At 44.0% G+C, this 22,806-nt stretch carries 24 protein-coding genes; 4 read left to right on the forward strand and 20 right to left on the reverse strand.

Going from position 1 to position 22,806, the window contains the following annotated elements; genetic code table 11:
* The first annotated feature begins 45 nt into the window (after positions 1-45).
* The 4 genes from H6629_05445 to H6629_05460 all read left to right on the forward strand — a co-directional run bounded on the left by H6629_05445 (position 46) and on the right by H6629_05460 (position 4,148).
* Positions 46-492 (forward strand): hypothetical protein, encoded by a 447-nt coding sequence (locus H6629_05445; protein ID MCB9067234.1) that lies wholly within the window; start codon positions 46-48, stop codon positions 490-492.
* A gap of 70 nt (positions 493-562) precedes the next feature.
* Positions 563-1,264 (forward strand): hypothetical protein, encoded by a 702-nt coding sequence (locus H6629_05450; GenBank protein ID MCB9067235.1) that lies wholly within the window; start codon positions 563-565, stop codon positions 1,262-1,264.
* Between the two features lie 50 nt (positions 1,265-1,314).
* Complete coding sequence (locus tag H6629_05455) at positions 1,315-2,541, forward strand: hypothetical protein (GenBank protein ID MCB9067236.1); 1,227 nt, start codon at positions 1,315-1,317, stop codon at positions 2,539-2,541.
* A gap of 71 nt (positions 2,542-2,612) precedes the next feature.
* Positions 2,613-4,148 carry a T9SS type A sorting domain-containing protein gene (locus H6629_05460; GenBank protein MCB9067237.1) on the forward strand — a complete coding sequence of 512 codons (1,536 nt, stop codon included), beginning with the start codon at positions 2,613-2,615 and terminating at the stop codon, positions 4,146-4,148.
* Between the two features lie 30 nt (positions 4,149-4,178).
* Here the strand turns inward: H6629_05460 and H6629_05465 are convergent, their stop codons facing one another.
* From H6629_05465 to H6629_05560, 20 genes are all read right to left on the reverse strand, one after another.
* A complete protein-coding gene (locus H6629_05465) occupies positions 4,179-5,069 on the reverse strand; it encodes a transposase (protein ID MCB9067238.1) in 891 nt (296 codons plus the stop codon).
* 422 nt (positions 5,070-5,491) lie between these two features.
* Positions 5,492-6,103 (reverse strand): NADH:ubiquinone reductase (Na(+)-transporting) subunit E, encoded by a 612-nt coding sequence (gene nqrE, locus H6629_05470; protein ID MCB9067239.1) that lies wholly within the window; start codon positions 6,101-6,103, stop codon positions 5,492-5,494.
* 82 nt (positions 6,104-6,185) lie between these two features.
* Entirely contained in the window at positions 6,186-6,743 is a 558-nt protein-coding gene (locus H6629_05475) for a DUF3347 domain-containing protein (GenBank protein ID MCB9067240.1), read from the reverse strand.
* A 17-nt stretch (positions 6,744-6,760) separates the two neighbouring features.
* Complete coding sequence (locus H6629_05480; protein MCB9067241.1) at positions 6,761-7,477, reverse strand: ABC transporter ATP-binding protein; 717 nt, start codon at positions 7,475-7,477, stop codon at positions 6,761-6,763.
* A 26-nt stretch (positions 7,478-7,503) separates the two neighbouring features.
* Complete coding sequence (locus H6629_05485; protein ID MCB9067242.1) at positions 7,504-8,661, reverse strand: ABC transporter permease; 1,158 nt, start codon at positions 8,659-8,661, stop codon at positions 7,504-7,506.
* Positions 8,662-8,692: 31 nt separating this feature from the next.
* Positions 8,693-9,541: a class I SAM-dependent methyltransferase gene (locus H6629_05490; GenBank protein MCB9067243.1), complete on the reverse strand. Its 849-nt coding sequence runs from the start codon at positions 9,539-9,541 to the stop codon at positions 8,693-8,695.
* 26 nt (positions 9,542-9,567) lie between these two features.
* Positions 9,568-10,263, reverse strand: a complete 696-nt coding sequence (locus H6629_05495) for a DUF2318 domain-containing protein (GenBank protein ID MCB9067244.1) — start codon at positions 10,261-10,263, stop codon at positions 9,568-9,570.
* A gap of 12 nt (positions 10,264-10,275) precedes the next feature.
* Positions 10,276-11,238: a zinc ribbon domain-containing protein gene (locus H6629_05500; protein ID MCB9067245.1), complete on the reverse strand. Its 963-nt coding sequence runs from the start codon at positions 11,236-11,238 to the stop codon at positions 10,276-10,278.
* Positions 11,201-13,504: a heme lyase CcmF/NrfE family subunit gene (locus H6629_05505; protein MCB9067246.1), complete on the reverse strand. Its 2,304-nt coding sequence runs from the start codon at positions 13,502-13,504 to the stop codon at positions 11,201-11,203. Before H6629_05505 ends, H6629_05500 begins: the two co-directional genes overlap by 38 nt.
* 145 nt (positions 13,505-13,649) lie before the next feature.
* The gene (locus H6629_05510) at positions 13,650-13,859 is read right to left on the reverse strand and encodes an SHOCT domain-containing protein (protein ID MCB9067247.1); all 210 of its coding nucleotides are present in this window, start codon (positions 13,857-13,859) and stop codon (positions 13,650-13,652) included.
* An 88-nt stretch (positions 13,860-13,947) separates the two neighbouring features.
* Complete coding sequence (locus H6629_05515; GenBank protein ID MCB9067248.1) at positions 13,948-14,340, reverse strand: DUF302 domain-containing protein; 393 nt, start codon at positions 14,338-14,340, stop codon at positions 13,948-13,950.
* A gap of 31 nt (positions 14,341-14,371) precedes the next feature.
* A complete protein-coding gene (locus H6629_05520) occupies positions 14,372-14,548 on the reverse strand; it encodes a YHS domain-containing protein (GenBank protein MCB9067249.1) in 177 nt (58 codons plus the stop codon).
* A 17-nt stretch (positions 14,549-14,565) separates the two neighbouring features.
* Positions 14,566-14,724, reverse strand: coding sequence for a YHS domain-containing protein (locus tag H6629_05525; GenBank protein ID MCB9067250.1), 159 nt, complete (start codon positions 14,722-14,724; stop codon positions 14,566-14,568).
* Positions 14,725-14,744: 20 nt separating this feature from the next.
* Positions 14,745-15,587, reverse strand: coding sequence for a hypothetical protein (locus tag H6629_05530; protein ID MCB9067251.1), 843 nt, complete (start codon positions 15,585-15,587; stop codon positions 14,745-14,747).
* 102 nt (positions 15,588-15,689) lie between these two features.
* A complete protein-coding gene (locus H6629_05535; protein ID MCB9067252.1) occupies positions 15,690-16,175 on the reverse strand; it encodes a hypothetical protein in 486 nt (161 codons plus the stop codon).
* A 53-nt stretch (positions 16,176-16,228) separates the two neighbouring features.
* Positions 16,229-16,666, reverse strand: coding sequence for a SoxR reducing system RseC family protein (locus tag H6629_05540; protein ID MCB9067253.1), 438 nt, complete (start codon positions 16,664-16,666; stop codon positions 16,229-16,231).
* 176 nt (positions 16,667-16,842) lie between these two features.
* A complete protein-coding gene (locus H6629_05545) occupies positions 16,843-17,181 on the reverse strand; it encodes a P-II family nitrogen regulator (protein MCB9067254.1) in 339 nt (112 codons plus the stop codon).
* A gap of 97 nt (positions 17,182-17,278) precedes the next feature.
* A complete protein-coding gene (locus tag H6629_05550; GenBank protein MCB9067255.1) occupies positions 17,279-17,950 on the reverse strand; it encodes a class I SAM-dependent methyltransferase in 672 nt (223 codons plus the stop codon).
* 62 nt (positions 17,951-18,012) lie between these two features.
* On the reverse strand, positions 18,013-21,129 hold the full coding sequence (locus H6629_05555) for an efflux RND transporter permease subunit (protein ID MCB9067256.1): 3,117 nt from the start codon (positions 21,127-21,129) through the stop codon (positions 18,013-18,015).
* A 43-nt stretch (positions 21,130-21,172) separates the two neighbouring features.
* Positions 21,173-22,804, reverse strand: coding sequence for an efflux RND transporter periplasmic adaptor subunit (locus H6629_05560; protein ID MCB9067257.1), 1,632 nt, complete (start codon positions 22,802-22,804; stop codon positions 21,173-21,175).
* Positions 22,805-22,806 lie beyond the last annotated feature (2 nt).

The raw sequence follows: 22,806 nt of genomic DNA on the forward strand, positions 1-22,806 counted from the left end.
AGCTACTATGAAAACGAATAAATTCAATAATGAGGTAAACATTTCATGAAAAAAATCAAATTCTCTAAGATGTTAGCTGTTTTGGCGGTATCGGGGTTGTTTTTCTGGAGCACTTTAACGGCACAAATAACACAGGCAGAAGAACAATACCCAAATGTGTTACAAGAAGAAAACGGTAACCCGATTCATTCAATTAACGATGAAGCAATGCCAGCGGGATCACCCTGGAATTTTATGGATGGCAACGGTAACGGCGTGTGTGATCATTCTAAACATGGGCAGGGCACGCTTCAAAAAATGAACCATGGAAGGGACAATCACCAACAATTTGTGGATGAGGACGGTGACGGCATCAATGATCATTCCGTTGGTAGTAATATGCACAGCAACGGTAGTAATTTGTATAATAGCGAAATGAACGCCGGTTCCGGTACTTGCGGACGATCGGTAAACCATAACGGGTACATACCAAAAGTGATGAATCATAAATAATCACATCGATACACGACCTGCTAGGAGGCGCTTTCGGCAGGTCGTGTTATTTTTTGAAAAGAGAAAACCCATGAGGCAAATAATCTTGACAGTTTTTACTGCCGGCATATTAATGATGTCCATTTCTTATGGCCAAATACCCCGTCAATCTGAGGAACCGCCCGGCATTCAGAAAACCAAGAATGCCTCAGTTGGGAAATTCATCGGATTTGTTGATAAAAACAATGACGGCATCAATGACCTGTTCCTGGATGCGGATGGAGATGGCAAGAATGATCTGGACGGGAAAAAATATCCTCATAAGTTTGAATTTCAAGACCTGAACAAAGACAAAATCAACGATATCTGGATAGACCGCGACGGAGATGGGGTTAACGATCTTGGTTCCCGGTTCACAGAAATGGAACGGCAGGAACGCCACCGCAATGTGCTAGATGTGGATGAGGACGGTCAGAATGATATAACTGGGGATAAATATGACCCAGCCAATTACCACTGGCGTGGGGAATCACGGGGATTCTGGGATGAGAACAACGGAAAACTCCAGGGTGCTTTTATCGATGCAGACGGCGACGGCATTGACGACCGGTTGAAAGATTTTGACAATTTTATAAAAAGCCGCCATGGCGGAGAAAAACGTTTGGATATGTTCATCGATATGGATGGCGATGGAATCTGTGATGACCGGACGGATTTTCTCAATTCAATGGGTAAACATGGTCGCAAAGGGAAATCGAATAGCGGTAATGATAAACATGGCGGTCATCATTAATGTTTTCTCAGAATGATAATGGTGTAAATCCAGTTTAGGGGAAATGAAAAATGCTATATCTGGTTATAATAACAATATTGTTATCCGGGTTCAGTTCTGTTTCGGTGCAGGCCCAGTGGACGAAGAGCTTTTCAGTCAGCACCAGTTATGACAACAATGCGTTCCGCAACTATGCCGGTTTATCCGACAATATTTCACAGTTTTCCGGCTACTTTGCAAAAGATTTCAGCAGCGAAAAGTGGCAGTCACGGCTGTATTATCGCGGAAGCTACAGTCTTTTTGCGCAGTACGATGCAAGAAATTATCATTATCATCAACTGGGAGGGGCTTTTTCCAGGGTTTTAAGCGATGGTGGAAACACCCTGAACTTGGGCATTAACAGCAGTTTGCGGGTTAACAGGACGATTTACGATTACTATAATTTTCAGGACGCATCAGTTTACGGGAACGTAAAAATCGTGATAAATTCCGCCTCCAATGCCAATCTGGGCTACCGTTTGCATGGGCGAAGGTATTCCAACCTGCCCGATCTTAATTACTCTGAACATTATTTCTTTGCCAGATATATCGGTTTTTTTCAAACCCGGACGACGTTGATGGTAGAGAGCAACTACGGACTCAAAATTTACCAGAGCCACATAACCGGCACTCAACCCGTTCAGGAAGACGGACAGGGGTTTGAGGGATACGGCACTCACCGGGGTGGTATGGGGCATTTCGGAAACACCGGTTCTATGGGAGACAATTCGCATATGAGCGAAATAGAGTCAAACAACACGAACCCGGGCGTAGGGCAATGGATCGGTCAGTTTCGCCTGGCACAATCACTGACAAACTCCACCGGTTTGAGCGTGGAATTTACACTCCGGCGAAATCCCGGCGGTGAAATTCGCTATTTGGCCGGGCAGGTTTCTGGCTATATCAGCGAGGACGAATTATTCGATGACCACTATGGATACGAAAGCGAGGAATTGGGAACTACACTAACCCAGATTTTCTCTGGAAAAGTTACACTTAAAGCCAGCATCGATACTCGCTGGAAAGATTATGTAAAGCGCAACGCACTTGATCTGAATGGCGATCCTGTACACGATCAATCGCTGCGGAAAGATCGTGAAGTGCAATTCTGGTTTAGCTTGGGCAAATCCTTTAGTATGCCGGGTGGCAAATCCATCAGCCTGATGGGCGAGTTTTACTGGATCGACAATCGATCAAATGATCTGTATTACAATTATCAGGTCAGCCTGATTTCGCTGGGATCAGGAATGTTGTTATAAATATATATGTTATCGTTTATTTCAATAAATCTTCAACTATCACACTATCATCAGCTTAAAGGAGTCGTCTTATGAAAAAGTTACGTAAATTTTTAGCATTATTCACCGGTTTTTTAATGCTTTTTAGTATGGGTGGTTTAGCCCAGAGCGGTCATCATCCCAACGGTCATTTTGACCCGGATTCCTTGATATTGGTTACTGTCACCGGCACGGCAATCATTGATTCCTCAATGCTTCACCCGGTTTACTATCTCGACGACAATGGCGACACCCAGCCTGATTATCATTTAAACTTTGGCCCATTTTGGTATCAGCCGGATAGCAGCGATGCCGTTCGCCCGCAGCATGGCGATGTTATAACCATTACCGGCGGCCTGCACGATATGCTAGTGGGGAATTTTCCGGTAATTGTGGTTTATGAAATCAACGGGGATTTTTGGCGCGATCCCTATAATGGATTCTGGAATCAGTTGGGGCACCACTCCCATACTGGTGGCCATCATCAGGGCGGTTGCCAGGGGTCTGCTTTTGGCTGGATGCATGACTCATTGGAAACCGTTTCTCTCAGCGGTCTGGCATTGGTGGATACGACGTTTGTGATGGCGCATTATTACCTGGATACCGACAACAACGGGGAGCCGGATTACTTTTTGAATTTTGGACCGCCCTGGTACGAACCGACTTCCGGGGCAACCCGCCCGAACAATGGCGATCAAATTGATATTACCGGTGGGTCGGTAGATAGCTTAGTCTTACCCATGGTAATTGTTTACGAAATCAACGGGCTTCTATGGCGTGATTCTACCAATATCGGTTCACACTTTGGTGGTCATTGGATTCACCGTAATATGGGACAACCTCAAAACATCAATGCTCCTTTTGATCCCGATGACCACATGCAGTTTAATCCCGGCTGGCATCCGGGTGGAATGATGATGCCGGATTCACTATTCTGCCAGATTCTGGAAGTCTATCCGCAGAATATTCCAAATACCGGAAATATGCATGTTTTCTCCGGATATGAAATCGGTATTTTTGAGCCCAATGGCGAGAATGGCATGTGGGGACACGGCGGATGCGGCGGCCATATGAATTTTGCCTCTAACATTCATTTCAAACTACATTATAACGATATTCAACTTCAAGGTAATAACATCGATGAAAATACCATACAAGCAAAATACTGGGACCGTCAAAGTAACAGCTGGATATCTGCCAGTAATTCGGTTATTGATCCAATCAACAACACTGTGACTTTTATACAATCAGATGTTAGGAATTTTGTGGTGCTAACAGGTACCCAAAATCTTGTCGCCCTCGAAAGCCCGGCTACATCAATACCCGGAGAATTTGATTTAAAACAGAATTATCCCAACCCTTTTAATCCCGGTACGACCATTGAATTTGAGCTGGTGAAAAACGCTCAAGTAGTACTGACAATTTACAACTCACTGGGTCAGCGGTTGTTTGATCTGATCAATGCACCTTTTACGCCCGGCAACCATCGCATTAATTTTGATGGTAGGACGCTGCCTTCAGGAATTTATTTCTATGAATTGAAAGTTGGCGAGCAAAGCCGGGTGATGCGTATGAATCTCATTAAATAAGGAAACTTATCCAATACTTATTAATGCGAATTACAAGTTGAAAGCTAAGCAGAACATAGCAGCAGCGAGTCTACCAAAGACATGTGTGATGAGTCCATTGTATGATCGAACTTTAGATGCCATTTGAATTCCGGTTTTTTGATCAATCCAGTTGAATAATGACTCGATTGGTTGACGCACACTGCTGACTGCGGTAGATAATATTTTTTCCAAATAATCAGGTTCTCTTATCTGTCCTTTCTTTTTCTTGACGGGTGTAAGTATTTGAAAATACTGTTTTTGCCAGGTAATTTCATGAAGAAGTTGTTTGATATAAGCCTTATCAGCGTATAATTGTCCGTGGTAGAGTTGCGGCAGAATGATTTCCAGCGTTTTTAGATCATTATCGCTAGCGGGTGTAAGAGCAATGTAATCAGCAACCGGCAATTTTCCGGGTCGGCGAGACGCCAAAATATGAAGTTTGACGCCATAATAATAGATACCTTTGGAAGCACAATAACTTTTGTTGGCAAATTCGCTGACAATCTTGGCCTGATTGCTTCTCCTGGCACTCGCTAAAATAATGGGCATTGAATCAATGAGTTTGATATCTTTAAATACCCCGGTTTGGGGAAAGGTCTCCAGTATTTTTTCAATCAGCGGAGCAAAAACTTCGCAGATGTAATTTAACCGGCGAATGTAGACGCTATAAGCCGGTAAATTCGGAAACCAATCGGATAAATGATTGCGCGTATAACTATAAATATCAATGACTTCACGTTGTTTTTTTATAATACCGAACAGGTAAATTGTAATCGCTTCTACATCACTAAAGGATGAACTGGAATTATTACTCATTCGTTGACAATACACCCATAATTCACTATGATAGAAAGTATCAATGTGATCATACAATGTAATCAATTGAAGCTGCCAATTCATTTTGCTCTTCTCCTTCTGTTGGTATACTTTCAGCAAAAGTAATTAACAACAGGGGGGAGGAGCTTTTCAACTTATATTTCACTTTAGTATATGTTTTTAAATAGCTTAAATAAATTACTTTAACCTGTAATTCGCATTATTAATCATAAAACACCCTTGTGCGGAAACCGTACGAGGGTGTTTTATGGATTTTGCCTTTTATTTGACAGGAAAGCATGTAAGGTTTTCCGATTTATATACCTTCATCCTCCTGCATTCGATTGCATCAAAAAACCAAAGTGGAAGTGCAGCCCAATACCCAAGATTCGCAACCGGATAAAATGTTAATTTCGATGTAAACGGCAATTGCACAATTGGGGGAGACAACACCCAATGCTTCAATTAACGGGCTCACAGTTATTTTTATTAAACACCAGTTTTTTCTACAACTGAATTCCCGAAAACAACATGAAAGCCATCGCCATTAACCCTGCGATAATAAAAGCTATGCCCAAACCTCTTAACCCTTCGGGGACATTGCTGTATTTCATCTTTTCCCGGATACCGGCTAAGGCAATTATTGCGATGGCAAATCCAGTCCCGCTGCCAAAACCATAGACAATACTCTCCGAAAAGTTATAGCCGCGTTCAACCATGAACAGCGAACCGCCGAGAATGGCGCAATTCACGGTTATCAACGGCAAAAAGATGCCCAGTGTGTGGTATAGTTTGGGGAAGTATTTGTCCAAAGCCATTTCCAGAATTTGAACAATGGTTGCGATCAAACCAATAAAAACGATATACTCCAGGAAGCTAATGTCCGCATCCGGAAATCCCGCCCAGGACAGTGCGCCCGGTTCCAAAATATAATGATAAATTAAATGATTGGCCGGAATGGTGATCGTTTGAACTAATGTCACCGCGATCCCCAATCCTATAGCTGTTTCTACCTTTTTGGAAACCGCTAAAAAAGTGCATATTCCTAAGAAGAATGCCAAAATAATGTTTTCGGTAAATACAGCCTTAAAAAATAAGCTGAGATATTGTTCAATCATATGCTCACTACCGGAAATTTCAGATTCAGACCTAACCTATAGATATCCGGTTAGGCCTGAATCAGGTCTTGTGTTTATTTTTTTAATCCGTGGTTTTAGCGAATGTTTCCACCAGCGTGCCGCAGCCTGACATGGATTCCCCAAAATAAGGATTGGCGATATCCTTTGTGTTGCTTAACCAATGCCCCCCGGATTCAACAGCCATGGGACAATGCAGCAGGAAAGTGTCATAGTTGAGTGGGCCAAATTTTTTGACAATCTCAATAAGCACATTGGAAATGGCTAAAAAACCACTTCGCTGTTCTTTTATTTCTTTTCCGGAAACCAGACCTACGACAGCCTGCTCGAGTGTCAGGATTTCCTTTTGCCACTGGGCCTGTTGGGTGCTTGTGAGTGCATCTGCCTTCAAGGCTTCAAATGCTTTTTTTAGTAATGCGGCCTTTTCTGCTGCAATTTTCACATTTTCGTCAAAAATGGCGCTCTCCAATTCAAAATATTCCTCCATTGCCCCAGAGAGTTGTCCGCAGAATTCCTGTGGAACTTTATTGTTTTGGCTTTTATCATGCGCAAAAATGCTACCGCTTGGCAACAAGCCTGCGAACAATAGCACCATCAGAATCCATTGAAAATGCTTGATCATTTGAAAATACCTCCAGTTTATGAATTAAATGCAATCGCAGCAGCTTCCGGTAAACAGGCTTCTGCGGATGGACCTAGTTTGCCATCGACGATGTGCAATGAGCGATGGACATAGTTCAGATTTTCCGGATTATGGGTAACCATAAGAATGGTTTGCCCTTCCTGGTTTAATTGATAAAACACTTTCATAATCTCGTTGCTGTTCGCAGAGTCGAGATTGCCGGTCGGTTCATCGGCTAATATGATCGGAGGACGGTTCACCAGGGCGCGAGCAATAGCGACCCGTTCCTGCTCACCACCACTTAACGTATCCGGAAGCCGATGGGCTTTGTTTGCCAGTCCCACTTTCTCCAGCATCGTTGCGGCCATGGCCTTTTTTTCAGTACGGGAAAATGATGTGACCGTCAACGGAAGCAGCACATTTTCGAGAACACTCAAATAGGGAATTAAATGAAATGACTGGAAAACAAAACCGATATATTCCCGGCGAAAATCTGCCAGTTGCTCAACGGTTAATTGAAACAGATCGATTTCATCAGTAAAAACGGCGCCGGTTGTGGGATGCATCAGCCCGCCCAGCAGCGAAAGTAAAGTGCTTTTGCCAGAACCGGATGGACCGGCAATCGCAATAAATTCTCCCAATTCCACATGGAAAGAAATATCATCTACTGCCGCAACGGTTTCCTCACCGCTGTGATAAGTTTTTCGCAAATTTATAACTTCGATAAAGCTCATTCGTTTAACCCTTTCGCATTGATCAATTACAAAGCCCGTAATGCCGTGGTCGGATCCAGTTTTGCCGCCTTCAAAGAGGGATAAAACGCCGCGCCGATGCCAATCGTGATGGAAAGCGCCATGGCCAAGCCAAATACCGTAAGGTCGAATGGAACAACCAGCGTTTGCACCCCAACCAGCGGCGCAGCATTTTGCGATATCATAAAACCAATCAAAAACCCCGAAACTCCGGCAATTGCGCTCAGAATAAACGCTTCAAGCAAAATAATTTGCAGGATATTTTTCTGACGAAAACCGACGGAGCGAAACAAGCCAATTTCTTTTTTCCGTTCATTCACCGATGCTGTCATGGTTGTAAAAACAATCAAACCGCCCACCAATAGCATGACGAGGGAAATCCCCAACGAAAAGTGATCGAACTGGTGCATTGCGGTCATTTTACTTTCGATGGTCTGGCGGATCGCTGTTACTCTGGCGCCAGGCAGTTTTTCGGATGTTTGCGCAACGATTTCCTCTATAGGACAGTCGTAACACTGTGCTGCAACTTCGATAAGACTTACCGCGGCAGGTTTGTTAAACAGACGCTGGGCTTTTTCCAGATCAATGAAAATCAATCCATCATCTTGTGAACCGGTTTCCTGCAAAATGCCGCTAATTGTGAAGGTCTGGCCATTTAATGAAATATCCTGCCCTGGTTTGAGGTTGAGCTGGCGTCCGACCTCAGCGCCAATTAGCGCTTCGTGATCTTTTTGTGGAGAAACACCAACAATCTTCCACCATTTTTTAAGTTGAGTTTCCGCGGCAAAATCCACCCCAACCGCCATTACACGGCGGGATTGTAAATCAGTTACATTCAGCAATTTGGGCGCCACGATGCTAATGTTTTCTTTGTTTTTGATGGTGCGGATCGCCTCAATGTCAGCGACATGTAGGTCTCGTTGATCAAATGACACCCCAGCTACTGACATACCGCCATAAGATAACGCCAGGTCATCTGATTTGGGCACAATGAGGATATTGGCGCCATATTCGTCGAGCTTTTGGGCAATATCAACGCTCATTGCACGAGAAATACTCCACAATATAATGACTGTGCCTACGGCAATTGTTAAGCCTATTAATTGAAAAATCATTCGAGACTTGCGGCGCCAAAGACTGTTAAGTGCGATATTATATAATTTCATGATGTTTTTAACCTTACTACACTATGCAGTTTCACGGTTTTTGGGGTATACAAATACCCATCATTCCTAAATCCAGCGACAGATATATTCTTTCATCAGTGACTAAATTCTTCCAAGCGTCTAACATATTTTTTGACCATCGAATATCATCAAAAACCATAACACTGTTGCCAGACAGCAACGGATATAGCTGGCCAAAGTATTTTAATGTTGCTTCACCATCATGGTGTCCATCAAGAAAGACAAAATCCAGTTGTTTGCAGTTTTCCAGAATGGTATTCAAGCCATTTTGGAAACTTTCATTTACAACTTTTACTTTGGGCAATTGCAACTTTTGTAAATTGTTTGAAGCGATGGTGGCTAAAGGCTCCGCACCTTCGATTGTCAGCAGCTTGCCTGCCTCGTTCAGCTCCAATGCCGCTGCAATATATGCAGCTGATATTCCAACGCAACTTCCCAGTTCAAGACAGTTTTCAGGCTTTAAATTTCTAACCAGGTGAAATAATAATCCAGTCCAGAAAATCTGTTTGTTGGAAAGCCGGCTTATATCGCTAATACTACGCTCAGCAACTTTGACATCGTTCCCGGTCATATTGTATTCGCTGACGCGATCTGATCCAGCGCCAAAATCAATGATTTGAACGACTTGATCATTATTGTTCAGAGAATCTCTCAACAACTCTATTTTTTGAACCCAGTAACTTTCCTCAGCGCTGAAAGAATAATTTAATGCCTTTTTTAGGGTAATATCCAGATACTTAACTTCCGAATTTTCAGTTTTTTGTATCTTTTTATGGGCATTTATTAAAAGTAATCCAAAAATCAATTGATACACTCTTCTTTCAATATTGCGTCGAAAAAAATAGCTGTTTAGTGCCATGATTACTCGCTTGTTTTATATGCTGTTTAGGCTCGGGGTACCCACTCAACAACTTTTGCAGCATCAATATGGATCTCATTGCCAACAACAGCACTTGGTAATGGATCCGGTGGGTAATCTTGACAAGCACCACTTATCCCGCTTAAGTTATTGAGATCCCATGTGGTGCCGCAGGAGTTGCAATACAGTTGGTCGGAACGGATGTGAAAACGGGTGGACTTGCAGGGTTCGCACATGCTAACCGCAGTTACCACTTTTCCTTCGGTAGAAATATATGCCAGCAACGGAACCACTCCGCGGGGTGATTGGTAATCAAAAGCCACAAACTTTTGGGTTTTTACCAAATCTAATGGCAGGATGATCTTGCCATTCTCCACCTTCACCTGTACCGGCTGCATCTGGGTTGGGGACGCCGGGTATTGCTCTCCCCCGGAAACGACAGGCTGGTTTTCAAGGATGGGATTGCTTCGGGAGGGCAAGCTGTTGACAAACGTGAACAGTCCCAAGGCGACCATCACGCCCACTACGAGGTAAAGTCCTTTTCGGGTTTTTGCAGAGTGCTGGTTTTTACCCAACACCCTCGCGCGTTTATCCTGGTAGTTGACCTGTTGTTTTTCAGAAGCAGTTCTTTCATCCGTGGCAAGTAATTCCGCTCCACATTCGCTGCAATATTTAGCGATTGGCTGAACCGCTGATCCGCATTGAGTACAAAAGTTGGCCATATTTTTTCTCCTTTACCGAATTCGACCACCGTATTTTTGTTCGACGTTGTCAATTACTTGTGCAACTGTGTAATTCCCGGTTGCGATTTGTTCGTCTATAAATTGTTTAACCTCTACAGCGCCGCGCGGATGATCACAACTGCAATCTTTTAACTCGTCAATTGCGCATTGTCCGCAGGGGCAGGAAAATTGTTCGATAATTTGCTGGCGGTTGGCAATTCCGGCCAAGGCATCGCCATTGGGCATATTCACTTCATTCGCAGGTGTGTTGGCAGTTAAGGCGGTCGGAAGATTTAAATTCAAATCATTTTTGTCTAATGACAGTTGTGTAGATTTTAACCCGCCATATTGGTTGTTTAAAACCTTCACGACATCATCCGCATTTTGACCGCCGGCAAGGGCATTGCGGATAAAGTCGCGTTCTTTACGAGCGGTAGCGCATGAACAAGATTCTAACGGTTCGCTCGGACAACTGCCACAGGCACACACAAACTTTGAAGCTACTTCCCGCATCTGTGCCTCCAAAGCGGGATTCGTGCTGACATTTTCTACGTAACGTTCAGATATTTTTAACGATTTTTCATTCATGTAAACCGCATAAACACCGAACAAAACCACACCCAGGGCAATCATTCCTATTACTTTGTAATTCCAACCCTGCAGGGTGCCACGCCTTACGGTGTGCCGGACATGCTCTGCGCTTGTTTTTTGTTTTTTGCGTTTTTTTCGTGAAGGCTTGCTACTCTTGGGTGTTGCTGTCGGTTTATGATGTTCATTTGCCGATTTTTCCCCCGAGGAAAGCTTAATACCACATTTACCACAGTATTTCGCATTATGCGGATTTTCAAAACCACATTCCCGGCAATAGGTGCCTTTGTTTCCTTTTTCCGGCAAATCGCTGCCACATTGAAAACAAAATTTTGCAGTTAACTCATTATCAGTTTGACAATTCGGACACTTTTTTGATGGTGTCATGATAATGTTCCTTGTTGTTTTTTGTTAAATTTACCGGTGGTGACATACGGTTAAGCAGAGCGATAATAGCACCCAAAGTGATAATGATCGTTCCAATCCACAAAACACTCATAAACGGTTTTCTGCTGATTTCGATAATCAACAGTTCCTTCGCTTCAGTGATAGGTAGGGAATTTTCATTCAATCCTTCGAGTTGTAATTCGATGGTCTTCTGATTGGCATCCAGTCCATTGAGAATAACGGTTATTTTTTGTTGTTTACCGGCTTGATTAAATAAAATTTCAGCATTTTCTGAGCGGTTCTGACCACCGTCAAAAATAACAGCCGGTATTGCATGAAAGGTGTTTTCACCGCTGTTGATTGTTAACCGGGCGCCCACTTTCATTTGATTGGATCCCGCATGTTCTCCGATTTCAAATTGATCGAATGTGATTTGCATATCCTTGAATTGTTTTGTTTCTCCCTTGGTGAGGCGCAACACCTGTGCATTAGAGGCTGTTTGAGCGGTGTTACGGATTTCTATCGGTGAAATATAAATATCGCCGAGCAACCCTGCTTTTACATCCGGCTCTCGCATGGTAGATCGGTTATATTCACTATAATAGAAACGAGGTTGGGCAATGTAGTTGCCGCCTTCGGAGGACACGCGAATATTAACGACATTTTTTCCGTTTACCGCAGGCGTAACGCCCTGATAAAGCAGTTGATGATCCATCACCTGAACGGGAACGCCTCTTTCTAATACAAACTGTTGGGCAGTATCGAATGTTGCAGATACAATGATACCGATCAAAAGCAATGCAACCCCAACGTGACTAAGTGGAGCGCCGGAAATCAGCCAATTGATCCGAAACAGTTTGACAGTAACAAACAAGTTGCTCCAGAATGCGAATGCTGCCGCCGCTGTGAAAGTTAATTTCGTGATTTCGGTCATCCCAAACCAAAATGCCACCGCAGTAGAAACGATTGTAAATATCAATGATGGCAGCAGTGTTTTTAAGAGATTGTTCGTGCTTTCCCAGCGAAGATAGGGAGCAAACCCCAGAAACAGCGCCAGCGCAATCCCTATCGGAATGTGTACGATATTATAAAAGGAGGTATCCACCTGTGCCGGTTTGCCAACCAGTCCGGTAAAGAGCGGTGAAGAAGTACCGATGAAGGTGAGGAAAGCAGAAAGTGAGAAAACCAGCATGCTGGACAAAAGGATCGCTTCACGGTTTAAGGTGGTTAGATTTAACTCCTGAAATTGAATATGCTGATGCCGGGACCGTAAAACCGTCACACCGGTAACCAGAATGGCCATGATAAACATAACTAAATAGAGATTAATTCCGAGATCCTGAAAAGAGTGGACAGAGAAATCTGCCAAAACCCCGCTGCGGGTGAGAAAAGTGGCGTAAATTACCAAAGCAAAGGTGAATATTGTCAGCAAAAAATTTACCCTAGGTAACGCACCTGTTTTTCGTTGTACCAGCAATCCATGGATGAGCGCCAAGGTAGTCAACCAGGGAACAAGAGAGGAATTTTCAACCGGATCCCACCCCCAATATCCTCCCCATCCCAACACTTTGTATGCCCAATAACCGCCGATAATTATACCCGCACCTAAAGTGAGGGATGTAAAAACTGTCCACGGTAAAGCTTTTGCAATAAACGCTGAATATTCTCGGCGAATCAGAGCCGCTATTGCCAGGGCAAATGGAAAGGCCGCGGCGGCATAGCCGACAAACAGCATAGGTGGATGAATGACCATCCAGGGGTTTTGTAAGAGCGGATTCAAGCCTGCGCCATCCGGTGGTGTTTGCGAAAGTAATTCAAACGGACTGGCTTTTAGCAAAATTGCCAGGAAAAAGACCAGCACACCGTTAATAACCAGCATCGCAACAGCCTCAAATTGCCCGGCGGTCTTGATAAACACCAGCCCCATAAGTGCGATTAACAAGGCCCACAGTAAAAACGACCCCTCCTGACCTGCCCAGAACGAAGAGATCAGATAGCCAAACGGAAGATCCATTGAAGAGTACCGATAGACATAATCCACTTGAAAATGATGTGACAAAATCAGATACAGCAAGAAAGCCGAAGCAAGACTCACTAACCCAGTCATTACATAAAAACCCCTTCTGGCAGATGCAAAGTTAGGCAGATATCCATTTTTTGTTTTTCGTTTTTGTTGTTTTTCCGAAATGGCAATTGTCCAATATTGCCAACCACTAACGATTGTCGCAATTAATGCGAACATTATAAGCAGTATTCCCATGGTCATGGCATTTTCCTCAATCTGGAATAGAATCATTTATCCGGTTAACCATTTTAAATTGGTTTTGTCTCATCAGTACTAACAATAATCGCCTTCTATCTGTGTGGTTTTCAAAACCGAAAGGAAATGATAACCGACTTATTCACCAATATTAGTCTTTCAGTTCCTTTTTCATATGCTCAAATTCCGCTTCGTTAATTTCACCTTTGGCATAGCGTTGCTTAAGGATTTCTACAGCATCTTCCGGTTGCGTATTGTTGCCTTGACGATACATTCCTCGAATCAACAATCCAATGAAAATCGCCAAAAATAAAAAGCCAAAAATCCAACCGACATGTATTGGCGCCTCTCCGTTCATCATGATACACCTCCGGTTTTTAGATCAAACCGGGGATGGCTTGTCCCCCAGAATCATCATTTAAGCCTTACCCCGGCTTTTATTCAAATAACTATATATGTTGAATAACCTTCTGTAACTTTTGACGAATTTGTGCGGCAATTTCTGATAAATGTGGATTATTCACTGCCTGCATAGACGCAATAGGGTCAATCGCCGCTATTTCAACTTTATCGGGTGCAATTTCTTGCACAATCACATTACATGGTAGCATAGTACCGATTTTGTTTTCTACTTTTAACGCCTTGTAAGCGAACGGTGGATTGCAAGCGCCCAAAATGCGATACTGACGAAATTCAACATCCAGTTTCTTTTTCATTGTTTCTGCGACATCTATTTCGGTTAAAATGCCAAACCCTTCCTGCTTTAGCGCTTCGATAGTATTCTTAAGGGCATCTTCAAAAGACATATCTAATGTTCGGGCGAAATAATAAGCGCTTCCCATTTACAGCCTCCTTAACAAGCGATATATTCTGTTAATTTTGAGTTTCATTTTTTTGTTGTTTAGATCGTTGAACAAACTTCTCCGGATCACGATCAAATTCTTTTTTACAATTCTCATGGCAAAAATAGTATGTTTTGCCTTTATATGTTGTGGTTGCCGCAGGCGCTTTTTCATCGACCATCATTCCACATACAGGGTCTTTTACCATTTTGAGAGCCTCCGATTTTATTTGTTTTTTTGTAGATATTTTTGCGGATGTTGTTCAAATTCCTTTTGGCATTGCGGACAACACAAATAATACTTTTTCCCCTCATAAGTTACCACAATATGGGCTTTATTAAGATTCAGGCGTTTGCCGCATACCGGATCGATGTGATGACTCATTATTCTAATCCTCCTTTTTGTTATAGCGCCCATTCCAAACCACTGGAAAAACTGAAATCTGGAGTGGTTTCGCTCAAACCGGCTAAACCGATGGCGGTCAACATAATTCCCGCCCGAAGCTGGTGATTGAGCCCCAGGGAAACCTGGCGAATGGGTTCTAATCCGTTTAAAATAGTTGAATAGTTTTGGTAATAAATCAGCAGGCCTGTTTGCTCCCGGTTAAAAAACTTGCCGGCACCAATGCCGAATACCAGCGGGTCTTTGTATGTTATTCCTGCCGGATCGCCAAGGACCCAGAAACCGACCTCGGCAACTGCAATATAGGATTGAAAACGTTTGCGAACAGTCAGGGAAGCGCCGTAATCGAATTCGCCGCTGCCAAACCCGTTTTCTGTGCCGGCGGTCGGCGCTTTGATTCGCAGATTTGCTGCGATATAGGGCTGTCTTTTATCGTTAGACAAAACCTGGTAAGCCGCGCTGAGATATAAATCCCCCAAACCAGTTGTCATATTCGCCATCCCATTACCGCCGGCCATGTTCCCACCATGGTGGGAACTGCCTGGTTCTCCACTGTCGTGATGCGTTGACGGAAAAAAGGCTCCGCCGCTGCCTGTAACCAGGTCGCTGTTTTGGGAGATTAGCGGAATACTGGTGAAAAGACTCCATTTGTCGCTTTGATAACGCAAACCGCCATAGAGGTAAAATGTAGAGGTGTTTTGATCAAAAACATAGTTCCCGGTACTATATTGCAGACTGCTGCTGATCGTCCATTTCTCAGCTGCAAGAGTGTCTTCGAAGATACCTAAAAATGAAATTACACATATTTGTGTGATCAATGAGGTTTTAATTAATTGTCCAATCATTTCAGATTCCAATAAGTTTTATGGCTATCAGCATCCATACCGGCGGAGTAACCAGCACTCCGCCGGAATGGGGAGCCTAGTGAGAGAGATTATCTAATCAATTTAGTTTTTCTTTGCTTTGCCCTGAAGTTTTTGAATCTCTTCCACATTTTTAATCATACCGTCCATTGATTGCATCATTTGCCCCATTTGTTGATGCATCTCTTCCATATGTTTTTTCATTTCGGGGTCCTGCATCACCTCTTTGTTATTCATTATATCCTGCATGTGCAGCATGTTTTTATTCATTGTCTTGGCCATATCATCCATGCTGTGCACCATCTGCATCATACTGTTATTGCCTTGCATCATTCCCATGTCGCCTTCACCGTGCATCATTTGCATCATCCCAGTGGTTTTACCCATGATTTCCTGCATGTGTTGCATCATATCACTCATAGACGCCATGTGTTGCCCCATTTCCTGCATATTCCCTTGCTGTTGATGTTGGTGTCCTTCCATGTGCTGGGCTTGGAGCGAGCCCGCCATGAACAAAAGGGTAAATACCATAATGAATAGCAGTGAAAATTGCTGATTTTTCTTTAACATAGTAATTCTCCTTAATGCTGGTTTATGAATTGATTGATGTATCATTTTAATATCTATGGATTTTTCGAGTAAAAATTTTCCATTTTAGAAATGGTTGGTGTGAATTTGGGCAACTGTGAAAGCATACGGTTGGCAATAAACAATAGTAAACCGTAAATGCTAAAACCTGACAAAACACCCCACAATTCACTTAAGGGTAAGTGAAAATAATGTTCAGCAATCAAATAACCGCCTATCAGCAACGGTATCGGCAAAACAAAAATAATGAGTGCCGAAAGATTCCTTGCCAGTTCAGACGTTTTAATGGTGACATAATCGCCGACAGAGAAACCTGCTTGTCCGGGCAGCGTCATTTCCCGGTAGGCTGATGAGGGGCCATGAAATGTGCAGCTTTCTTTTCCCTTGCATAATCCACAACCCTCGGTCGTTGGAATAATAAGGGTGATTTTTTCCGGTTCAACTTTGATGATTTTTCCAATTTCTTCTGACATTTTCATCTCACGCTAACATTTTCACTAATCTTAACTTCAAAGAACATGCCATAAATTTTTCTATTGCTTAAACTATGTTAAATCTAAACTTAGAATATTCTTTTAAGATTTTTTATGAATAATAGTATAGATTATTCTCCACAATGAATGTATATGTGGAGAATAATATACAGTTTTTATAGTGCTTTTTCACCGATCGCGCCGGTGCGAATTTTGATAGCCATTTCCACTGGAGAAACGTAGATGATTCCATCACCCTTCATTCCAGAATAAGCTGTTTTTCGAATAGCTTCCACAATTTCATGGACGCGTTCATCTGCGCAAACCACCTCCAACTTGGCGACATCGGAATAACGTTCCAGGCATTTGATGGAATATTTGGCATGCTGGGGATCGGCAAGAATGCCAACGCCCATAACATCAATCAACGTGATGTCGTTTATGCCGATGTTTTCCAATACTTCAATAACTTTCTCAGCCTTTTGGCAGCGTATATAAGCTTTAATTTCTTTCATGGTTTACCTCAGGATATAATTATACAAGTTGTTATTTTTTTATTTGCCGTTATCGCCAACGACAAGTGCGAGAACTCCACTTGCGCGAAAATAGCCTTTAGTGATTATCTACGGTTTCGCCAACGATGATGTATGAGAATCCACCATACAACTCAAGCTTGAAAGTATTGTGCAAATATTGATGAAAGGCATCGGATATTGTTTCCCACGAGCGCTGCTTCACATAGTCATTGGTTACACCAAAGGGACGTGTAATAAACACGTATATTGGCCACAACCTTGAAAGCCAATTGGCAGGCATTTTCAAATCCAGAACAACCCAGCGGCTACCGGGAGATAGTGAACTGGCTCCATTTTCAACGATTTTATTCAGATCCGGCATCATGGATAGCGCAAAGGTTGAGATTATTCCATCGACTTGTTCAGTAAATTGAAAAGTGGCCGCATCCGCCTGCACCAATTCAACATTTGTCCAACCTTCTTTTTTAATACGCTGTCTGGCACGTTTGAGCATGGCATCGGTTAAATCAACGCCAATGATTTTGCCTTTTTCGCCCACAACATGTTGTAGCAACGGAAAATTCAAGCCGGTGCCGCATCCAATGTCAACGACCGTATCGCCCCGTTGAAGCGCCATCGCATTCACGGCCTTTTTGCGATATGCATATTCCCGATATCCAATCAAGTAGTATAGATTGGCTGTAAAATTGTAATTCCCGGCCCTCTTGCGATACAGACGAATAACTTCAGCACTATTTAAAACAGTCATTTTACCTCCTCCGGCAGAAGTTTTCTGTTTTCAATAAAACAAGCCTGTTTCCAAAACGCTGATCAGGTCACTTTCAACTTTTTAATTTCCCGGCTTTTCCAGAGATAATAAATAGCCGGGATAACGACCAGTGTCAATACTGTTGAACTCACCATCCCACCGACCATCGGTGCCGCGATTCGTTTCATGGTTTGTGATCCTGTACCGGTTCCCCAGAGAATGGGGAGTAACCCAATCATGGTTGTAACAACGGTCATTAGTTTTGGGCGTACGCGTTCCACAGCGCCTTCTATTACAGCAGCATATAGATCATTCATGCCACGCATCTCACCACGCATCATGCGATCTTTATACACATTATCCAGATAAACTAGCATAACAACGCCGGTTTCGGCGGCCAAACCAGCCAACGCGATAAAACCGACACCTACGGCAACGCTAAAATTGTAATCCAGAAAGTAAAGGAACCAGACACCGCCCACTAAAGCAAAAGGGAGTGAGAGCATAACAATGAGGCTTTCCTGGATATTTTTGAAATTGAAATAGAGTAACAGAAGTATGATTAGCAAGGTTACCGGAACCACAATATTCAGCCGCTTTTGAGCGCGCTGCATATATTCGTATTGCCCGCTCCACACCAGGCTGTAACCTTCGGGGAAATCAACTTCCTGATCGACAACTTTTTTAGCATTTTGGACATAGGTGCCAACATCTATGCCGCGCAGATCCACATAAAGCCATGCCGTACGGCGAGCATTTTCACTTTTGATCACTGGCGGGCCTTTTTTGATTTCGGGAGTAGCGACATAGCTGAGCGGTATCTGCGCCCCGGAAGGCGTAGGGATCAGCACTCGATTGAGGGCGCTTAAATTGTCTCGCAGTTCCCGAGGATAGCGTAGATTCACGGGGTATCTTTCCAGCCCTTCTACAGTATAGGTAACGTTCATCCCCCCAATTGCGGACATGATGACGTCCTGCACATCCCCCACGGTTAACCCATATCGCGCCGCTTCTTCGCGGTTTATATTGAAATCAAGATAGTTTCCCCCCACTGTTTTATCGGGGAAGACACTCAGTGTGCCGGGAACCTTTTGGACGGTTGCAGCTACCCGTTGAGCCAGATCCGAAAGGGTTTGCAAATCCGGCCCCATCAATTTGATTCCCACAGGCGTTTTGATTCCTGTTGAGAGCATATCGATCCGCGTTTTGATGGGCATTGTCCAGGCGTTGGTAAGTCCGGGGAATTTAATGGCTGCATCCAATTCATCGACCAGTTTTTCGATGGTCATTCCCGGGCGCCACTCTCTTTCGGGTTTCAACATAATGGTGGTTTCTATCATAGAGAGCGGCGCCGGATCCGTAGCGCTTTCCGCACGGCCGATTTTGCCGAAAACATGGTGAACTTCAGGGAAGCTTTTGATGATTTTATCCGTTTGCTGCAAAAGCTCTTTAGCTTTGGTAATGCTGATTCCGGGATCGGCAGTCGGCATATATAGCAAATCACCCTCATTCAACGGCGGCATAAACTCCGAGCCGATTCGCTGAAGCGGGAAAACAGTAACCACTAAAACGACCAGTGCTGCAATTATCGTTGACCAACGAAACCGCAAAACAAAATTGATAATAGGCCGATACAACTTAATGAGAATCCGGCTAATAGGATTTTTCATTTCCGGGAGAATTTTTCCTCGTACAAAATATCCCATCAAAACCGGAACGATCGTAATACCCATAAATGCGGCCGCAGCCATTGCATATGTTTTGGTATATGCCAGTGGCTTAAAGAGCCTTCCTTCCTGCGCCTGTAGTGTAAATACAGGTAAGAATGACAGCGTTATAATCAGGAGTGAATAAAAAAGCGCCGGCCCCACCTCTTTTGAAGAGTCTATAATAATCCGCCAGTGATCCTTTTTCCCGCCATCGCGTTCAATGTGCTTATGGGCATTTTCGATCATGACAATCGCCGCATCCACCATCGCGCCAATGGCAATGGCAATCCCTCCCAGCGACATAATGTTGGCATTTATGCCCTGAAAATACATCACCAGAAAAGAGATTAATATTCCTGCGGGCAATGTAAAAAGCGCCACGAATGCGCTGCGAAAGTGGAGCAGAAATACGATACAAACCAGCGCGACAACAATAAGTTCTTCCGTGAGTTTAACTTTCAGGTTATCAATCGCTCTTTCGATGAGTCCTGAGCGGTCATAAGCCATTTTAATGGAAACGCCCTCCGGCAAGCCTTTTTCCAGCTCCTTAAGTTTGGTTTTTACCCGTTCGATGGTTTTGAGTGCATTTTCTCCAAAGCGCATCACAACAACCCCGCCGACGGTTTCGCCCTCGCCATTCCAGTCCGCCAGTCCACGACGCAGTTCCGGCCCGATGGTCACGTTTGCTACCTGCCGGAGCAATATCGGCGTGCCGTTTTCATCCACACCCAGTGATATATTCTCCAAATCAGCTATGGTTTTTATATAACCGAGCCCCCGCACCATAAACTCCGTCTCGCCCATCTCCACCAGGCGTCCGCCCACATCATTGTTGCTGCGTTGAATGGCCATTCGGATTTTGGAGATCGGAAGATTGTATGCCACAAGCTTATTGGGATCTACCTCTACTTGATATTGCTTAACAAAACCGCCGATGCTGGCAACTTCCGCAACACCCGGCACACTGGTTAATTCATACCGCAGATACCAATCCTGAATGGAGCGAAGCTGTTGCAAATCGTATTTATCGCCGCCATCCAGCACATATTCATATACCCACCCGACACCCGTTGCATCCGGCCCCAGCGATGGGGTAACGCCGGCAGGCAAGCGTTTGCTTACGTAGCTGAGATATTCCAATACCCTGCTGCGCGCCCAATAGAGGTCTGTGCCATCCTCGAAAATAATGTAAACAAACGATAGCCCAAAAAAGGAATATCCCCGGACCACTTTGGCATACGGCACGGCCAGCATGGCGCTGGTTAAAGGATAAGTAACCTGGTCTTCCACAACCTGGGGGGCCTGACCCGGATATTCAGTAAAAATAATAACTTGCACGTCACTAAGGTCGGGAATCGCATCTATGGGGGTGTTTAAGAGGGCATAAACCCCACCCAAACAGATCATCAGGGTGAAAATGATTACCAACAAGCGGTTGTTCACAGATGCTTCAATAATTTTCTCTAACATTTAATCGCTCCGTTTGCTATCAATTCGTATTTGCAGATCAGTGTCAATTACTTTGGCCGGAACTGAGATCCGGGTGATCTTTGTGGTCACTACCTTCCATTTTTAGTTGGGGATCTTTCATGGAATTCCCGTGATCATGACTTGGCGAAGCGGAGGTATCATGGGCGTTGTGTTCATCTGTGGCATTCATGTCGCCCATCTGGTGCTGGTGATCGTCAGATGAATTCATACCATCCATCTGGTCTTGTTCCATGGAAGGTTTTTTACCGCCCTGGCGTTCTTTCAACATTTTCTGGATAGCTTCCTGTAACCGACTTTCGCTGTCCAACAAGAATTGGGCAGAAATGACCACCTGTTCGCCCTCCAGCAAGCCAGAAATCACTCTTACATAGCGGTTGTTTGGTCCGCCTTCTTCGCCGATTTGGATATCACGCGGCTCAAACTTGCCGGGTTCACGGGTTACAAATACCACATTTCGCTTGCCTGAGCGAATGACAGCTTCAATCGGTATCACCAATGCATCGGGAATCACTTTTCCGTGCAGTTGAACATTTACATACATGCCCGGCTTCAATTCGAGATCCGGGTTTTGAAATTCCAAACGAACGTGCACATCACGGGCTTTTTCCCGCAAAAACGGATATATATAAGAAACTCTTCCGGTATACGTTTTTCCCGGTTGGTATGAAAGCGTCATTTCGGCTGTTTGCCCTTCCACAATCCAGGGCACCTCATAATCATAAATACTGGCATGCACCCAAACCTCTCGCAGATCCGCTATTTGGAACAGCTTCATGCCTTCCTTAATATGTCCGCCTTCAATGGCATTTTTCTCAATAACCATGCCAGTGGATTGAGCGCGAAGTAAAACCGTTTTTTTCACTTCACCGGTATTTTCCAATCGTTCAAGTTCTGATTTTGGAACATCCCAATAAAGCAGGCGCTTGCGGGTTGATTCCAACAGCGTTTCACCTCCTTCGCGAATGGAGGCAATTCTACTTTCACGAACCATCTCCCTTGTCTTCAGTGCCAGTAAATATTCCTGCTGTGTTGTAACCAATTCAGGCGAATAAATTTCCATTAGCGGTTGTCCCGCGTTGACCATCTCGCCGGTATAATCCACAAATAATCTTTCGATCCATCCTGACATTTTGGTGTTTATTTCATAGAGTTTGTCTTCATTGTAATCGACTTTGCCGACGGTTCGTATTTCGTGGTGAAAGTCCATACGCGATACGGTACCGTAACGAACACCCATGTTTTGCACGGTAACCGGATCAATCGAAATAGCGCCGCTACTCGATTGTTCATCACCCTCATAGACAGGAATCAGATCCATTCCCATCGCCGATTTTCCGGGTTTATCGTAAATCTCAGTCGGGTTCATAGGTGCCTGCCAGTACAGAATTTTGCGTTCTCCATTGGGCTTTGTATCCGCCGTTTTGGGTTGGGAAGATTCGCTGGTGTTTTTAACGGGAACCAGGTTCATCCCACATTTAGGGCATTGCCCCGGCTCATCGACAATTACTTCCGGGTGCATTCCGCAAGTCCAAAGCTGTGCACTCTCTTCCGTGATCATTTCCGCTCCAGACGTGTCTTTCTTTTCAGAGCTGCATCCGGACAGAAATCCGCCGAGGGCAATGACAGAAAAAAGAATAAATAAACCAATTAACATAT

The sequence above is a fragment of the Calditrichia bacterium genome (assembly GCA_020634975.1).
In the GTDB taxonomy this organism is placed as follows: Bacteria; Calditrichota; Calditrichia; order RBG-13-44-9; family J075; genus JACKAQ01.

Excerpts from the sequence above, each read along its gene's own strand:
- H6629_05445 (MCB9067234.1), top strand. The coding sequence starts at position 46 with ATGAAAAAAATCAAATTCTCTAAGATGTTAGCTGTTTTGGCGGTATCG.
- H6629_05450 (MCB9067235.1), top strand. The coding sequence starts at position 563 with ATGAGGCAAATAATCTTGACAGTTTTTACTGCCGGCATATTAATGATG.
- H6629_05455 (MCB9067236.1), top strand. The coding sequence starts at position 1,315 with ATGCTATATCTGGTTATAATAACAATATTGTTATCCGGGTTCAGTTCT.
- H6629_05460 (MCB9067237.1), top strand. The coding sequence starts at position 2,613 with ATGAAAAAGTTACGTAAATTTTTAGCATTATTCACCGGTTTTTTAATG.
- H6629_05465 (MCB9067238.1), bottom strand. The coding sequence starts at position 5,069 with ATGAATTGGCAGCTTCAATTGATTACATTGTATGATCACATTGATACT.
- nqrE (MCB9067239.1), bottom strand. The coding sequence starts at position 6,103 with ATGATTGAACAATATCTCAGCTTATTTTTTAAGGCTGTATTTACCGAA.
- H6629_05475 (MCB9067240.1), bottom strand. The coding sequence starts at position 6,743 with ATGATCAAGCATTTTCAATGGATTCTGATGGTGCTATTGTTCGCAGGC.
- H6629_05480 (MCB9067241.1), bottom strand. The coding sequence starts at position 7,477 with ATGAGCTTTATCGAAGTTATAAATTTGCGAAAAACTTATCACAGCGGT.
- H6629_05485 (MCB9067242.1), bottom strand. The coding sequence starts at position 8,661 with ATGAAATTATATAATATCGCACTTAACAGTCTTTGGCGCCGCAAGTCT.
- H6629_05490 (MCB9067243.1), bottom strand. The coding sequence starts at position 9,541 with ATGGCACTAAACAGCTATTTTTTTCGACGCAATATTGAAAGAAGAGTG.
- H6629_05495 (MCB9067244.1), bottom strand. The coding sequence starts at position 10,263 with ATGGCCAACTTTTGTACTCAATGCGGATCAGCGGTTCAGCCAATCGCT.
- H6629_05500 (MCB9067245.1), bottom strand. The coding sequence starts at position 11,238 with ATGACACCATCAAAAAAGTGTCCGAATTGTCAAACTGATAATGAGTTA.
- H6629_05505 (MCB9067246.1), bottom strand. The coding sequence starts at position 13,504 with ATGACCATGGGAATACTGCTTATAATGTTCGCATTAATTGCGACAATC.
- H6629_05510 (MCB9067247.1), bottom strand. The coding sequence starts at position 13,859 with ATGATGAACGGAGAGGCGCCAATACATGTCGGTTGGATTTTTGGCTTT.
- H6629_05515 (MCB9067248.1), bottom strand. The coding sequence starts at position 14,340 with ATGGGAAGCGCTTATTATTTCGCCCGAACATTAGATATGTCTTTTGAA.
- H6629_05520 (MCB9067249.1), bottom strand. The coding sequence starts at position 14,548 with ATGGTAAAAGACCCTGTATGTGGAATGATGGTCGATGAAAAAGCGCCT.
- H6629_05525 (MCB9067250.1), bottom strand. The coding sequence starts at position 14,724 with ATGAGTCATCACATCGATCCGGTATGCGGCAAACGCCTGAATCTTAAT.
- H6629_05530 (MCB9067251.1), bottom strand. The coding sequence starts at position 15,587 with ATGATTGGACAATTAATTAAAACCTCATTGATCACACAAATATGTGTA.
- H6629_05535 (MCB9067252.1), bottom strand. The coding sequence starts at position 16,175 with ATGTTAAAGAAAAATCAGCAATTTTCACTGCTATTCATTATGGTATTT.
- H6629_05540 (MCB9067253.1), bottom strand. The coding sequence starts at position 16,666 with ATGTCAGAAGAAATTGGAAAAATCATCAAAGTTGAACCGGAAAAAATC.
- H6629_05545 (MCB9067254.1), bottom strand. The coding sequence starts at position 17,181 with ATGAAAGAAATTAAAGCTTATATACGCTGCCAAAAGGCTGAGAAAGTT.
- H6629_05550 (MCB9067255.1), bottom strand. The coding sequence starts at position 17,950 with ATGACTGTTTTAAATAGTGCTGAAGTTATTCGTCTGTATCGCAAGAGG.
- H6629_05555 (MCB9067256.1), bottom strand. The coding sequence starts at position 21,129 with ATGTTAGAGAAAATTATTGAAGCATCTGTGAACAACCGCTTGTTGGTA.
- H6629_05560 (MCB9067257.1), bottom strand. The coding sequence starts at position 22,804 with ATGTTAATTGGTTTATTTATTCTTTTTTCTGTCATTGCCCTCGGCGGA.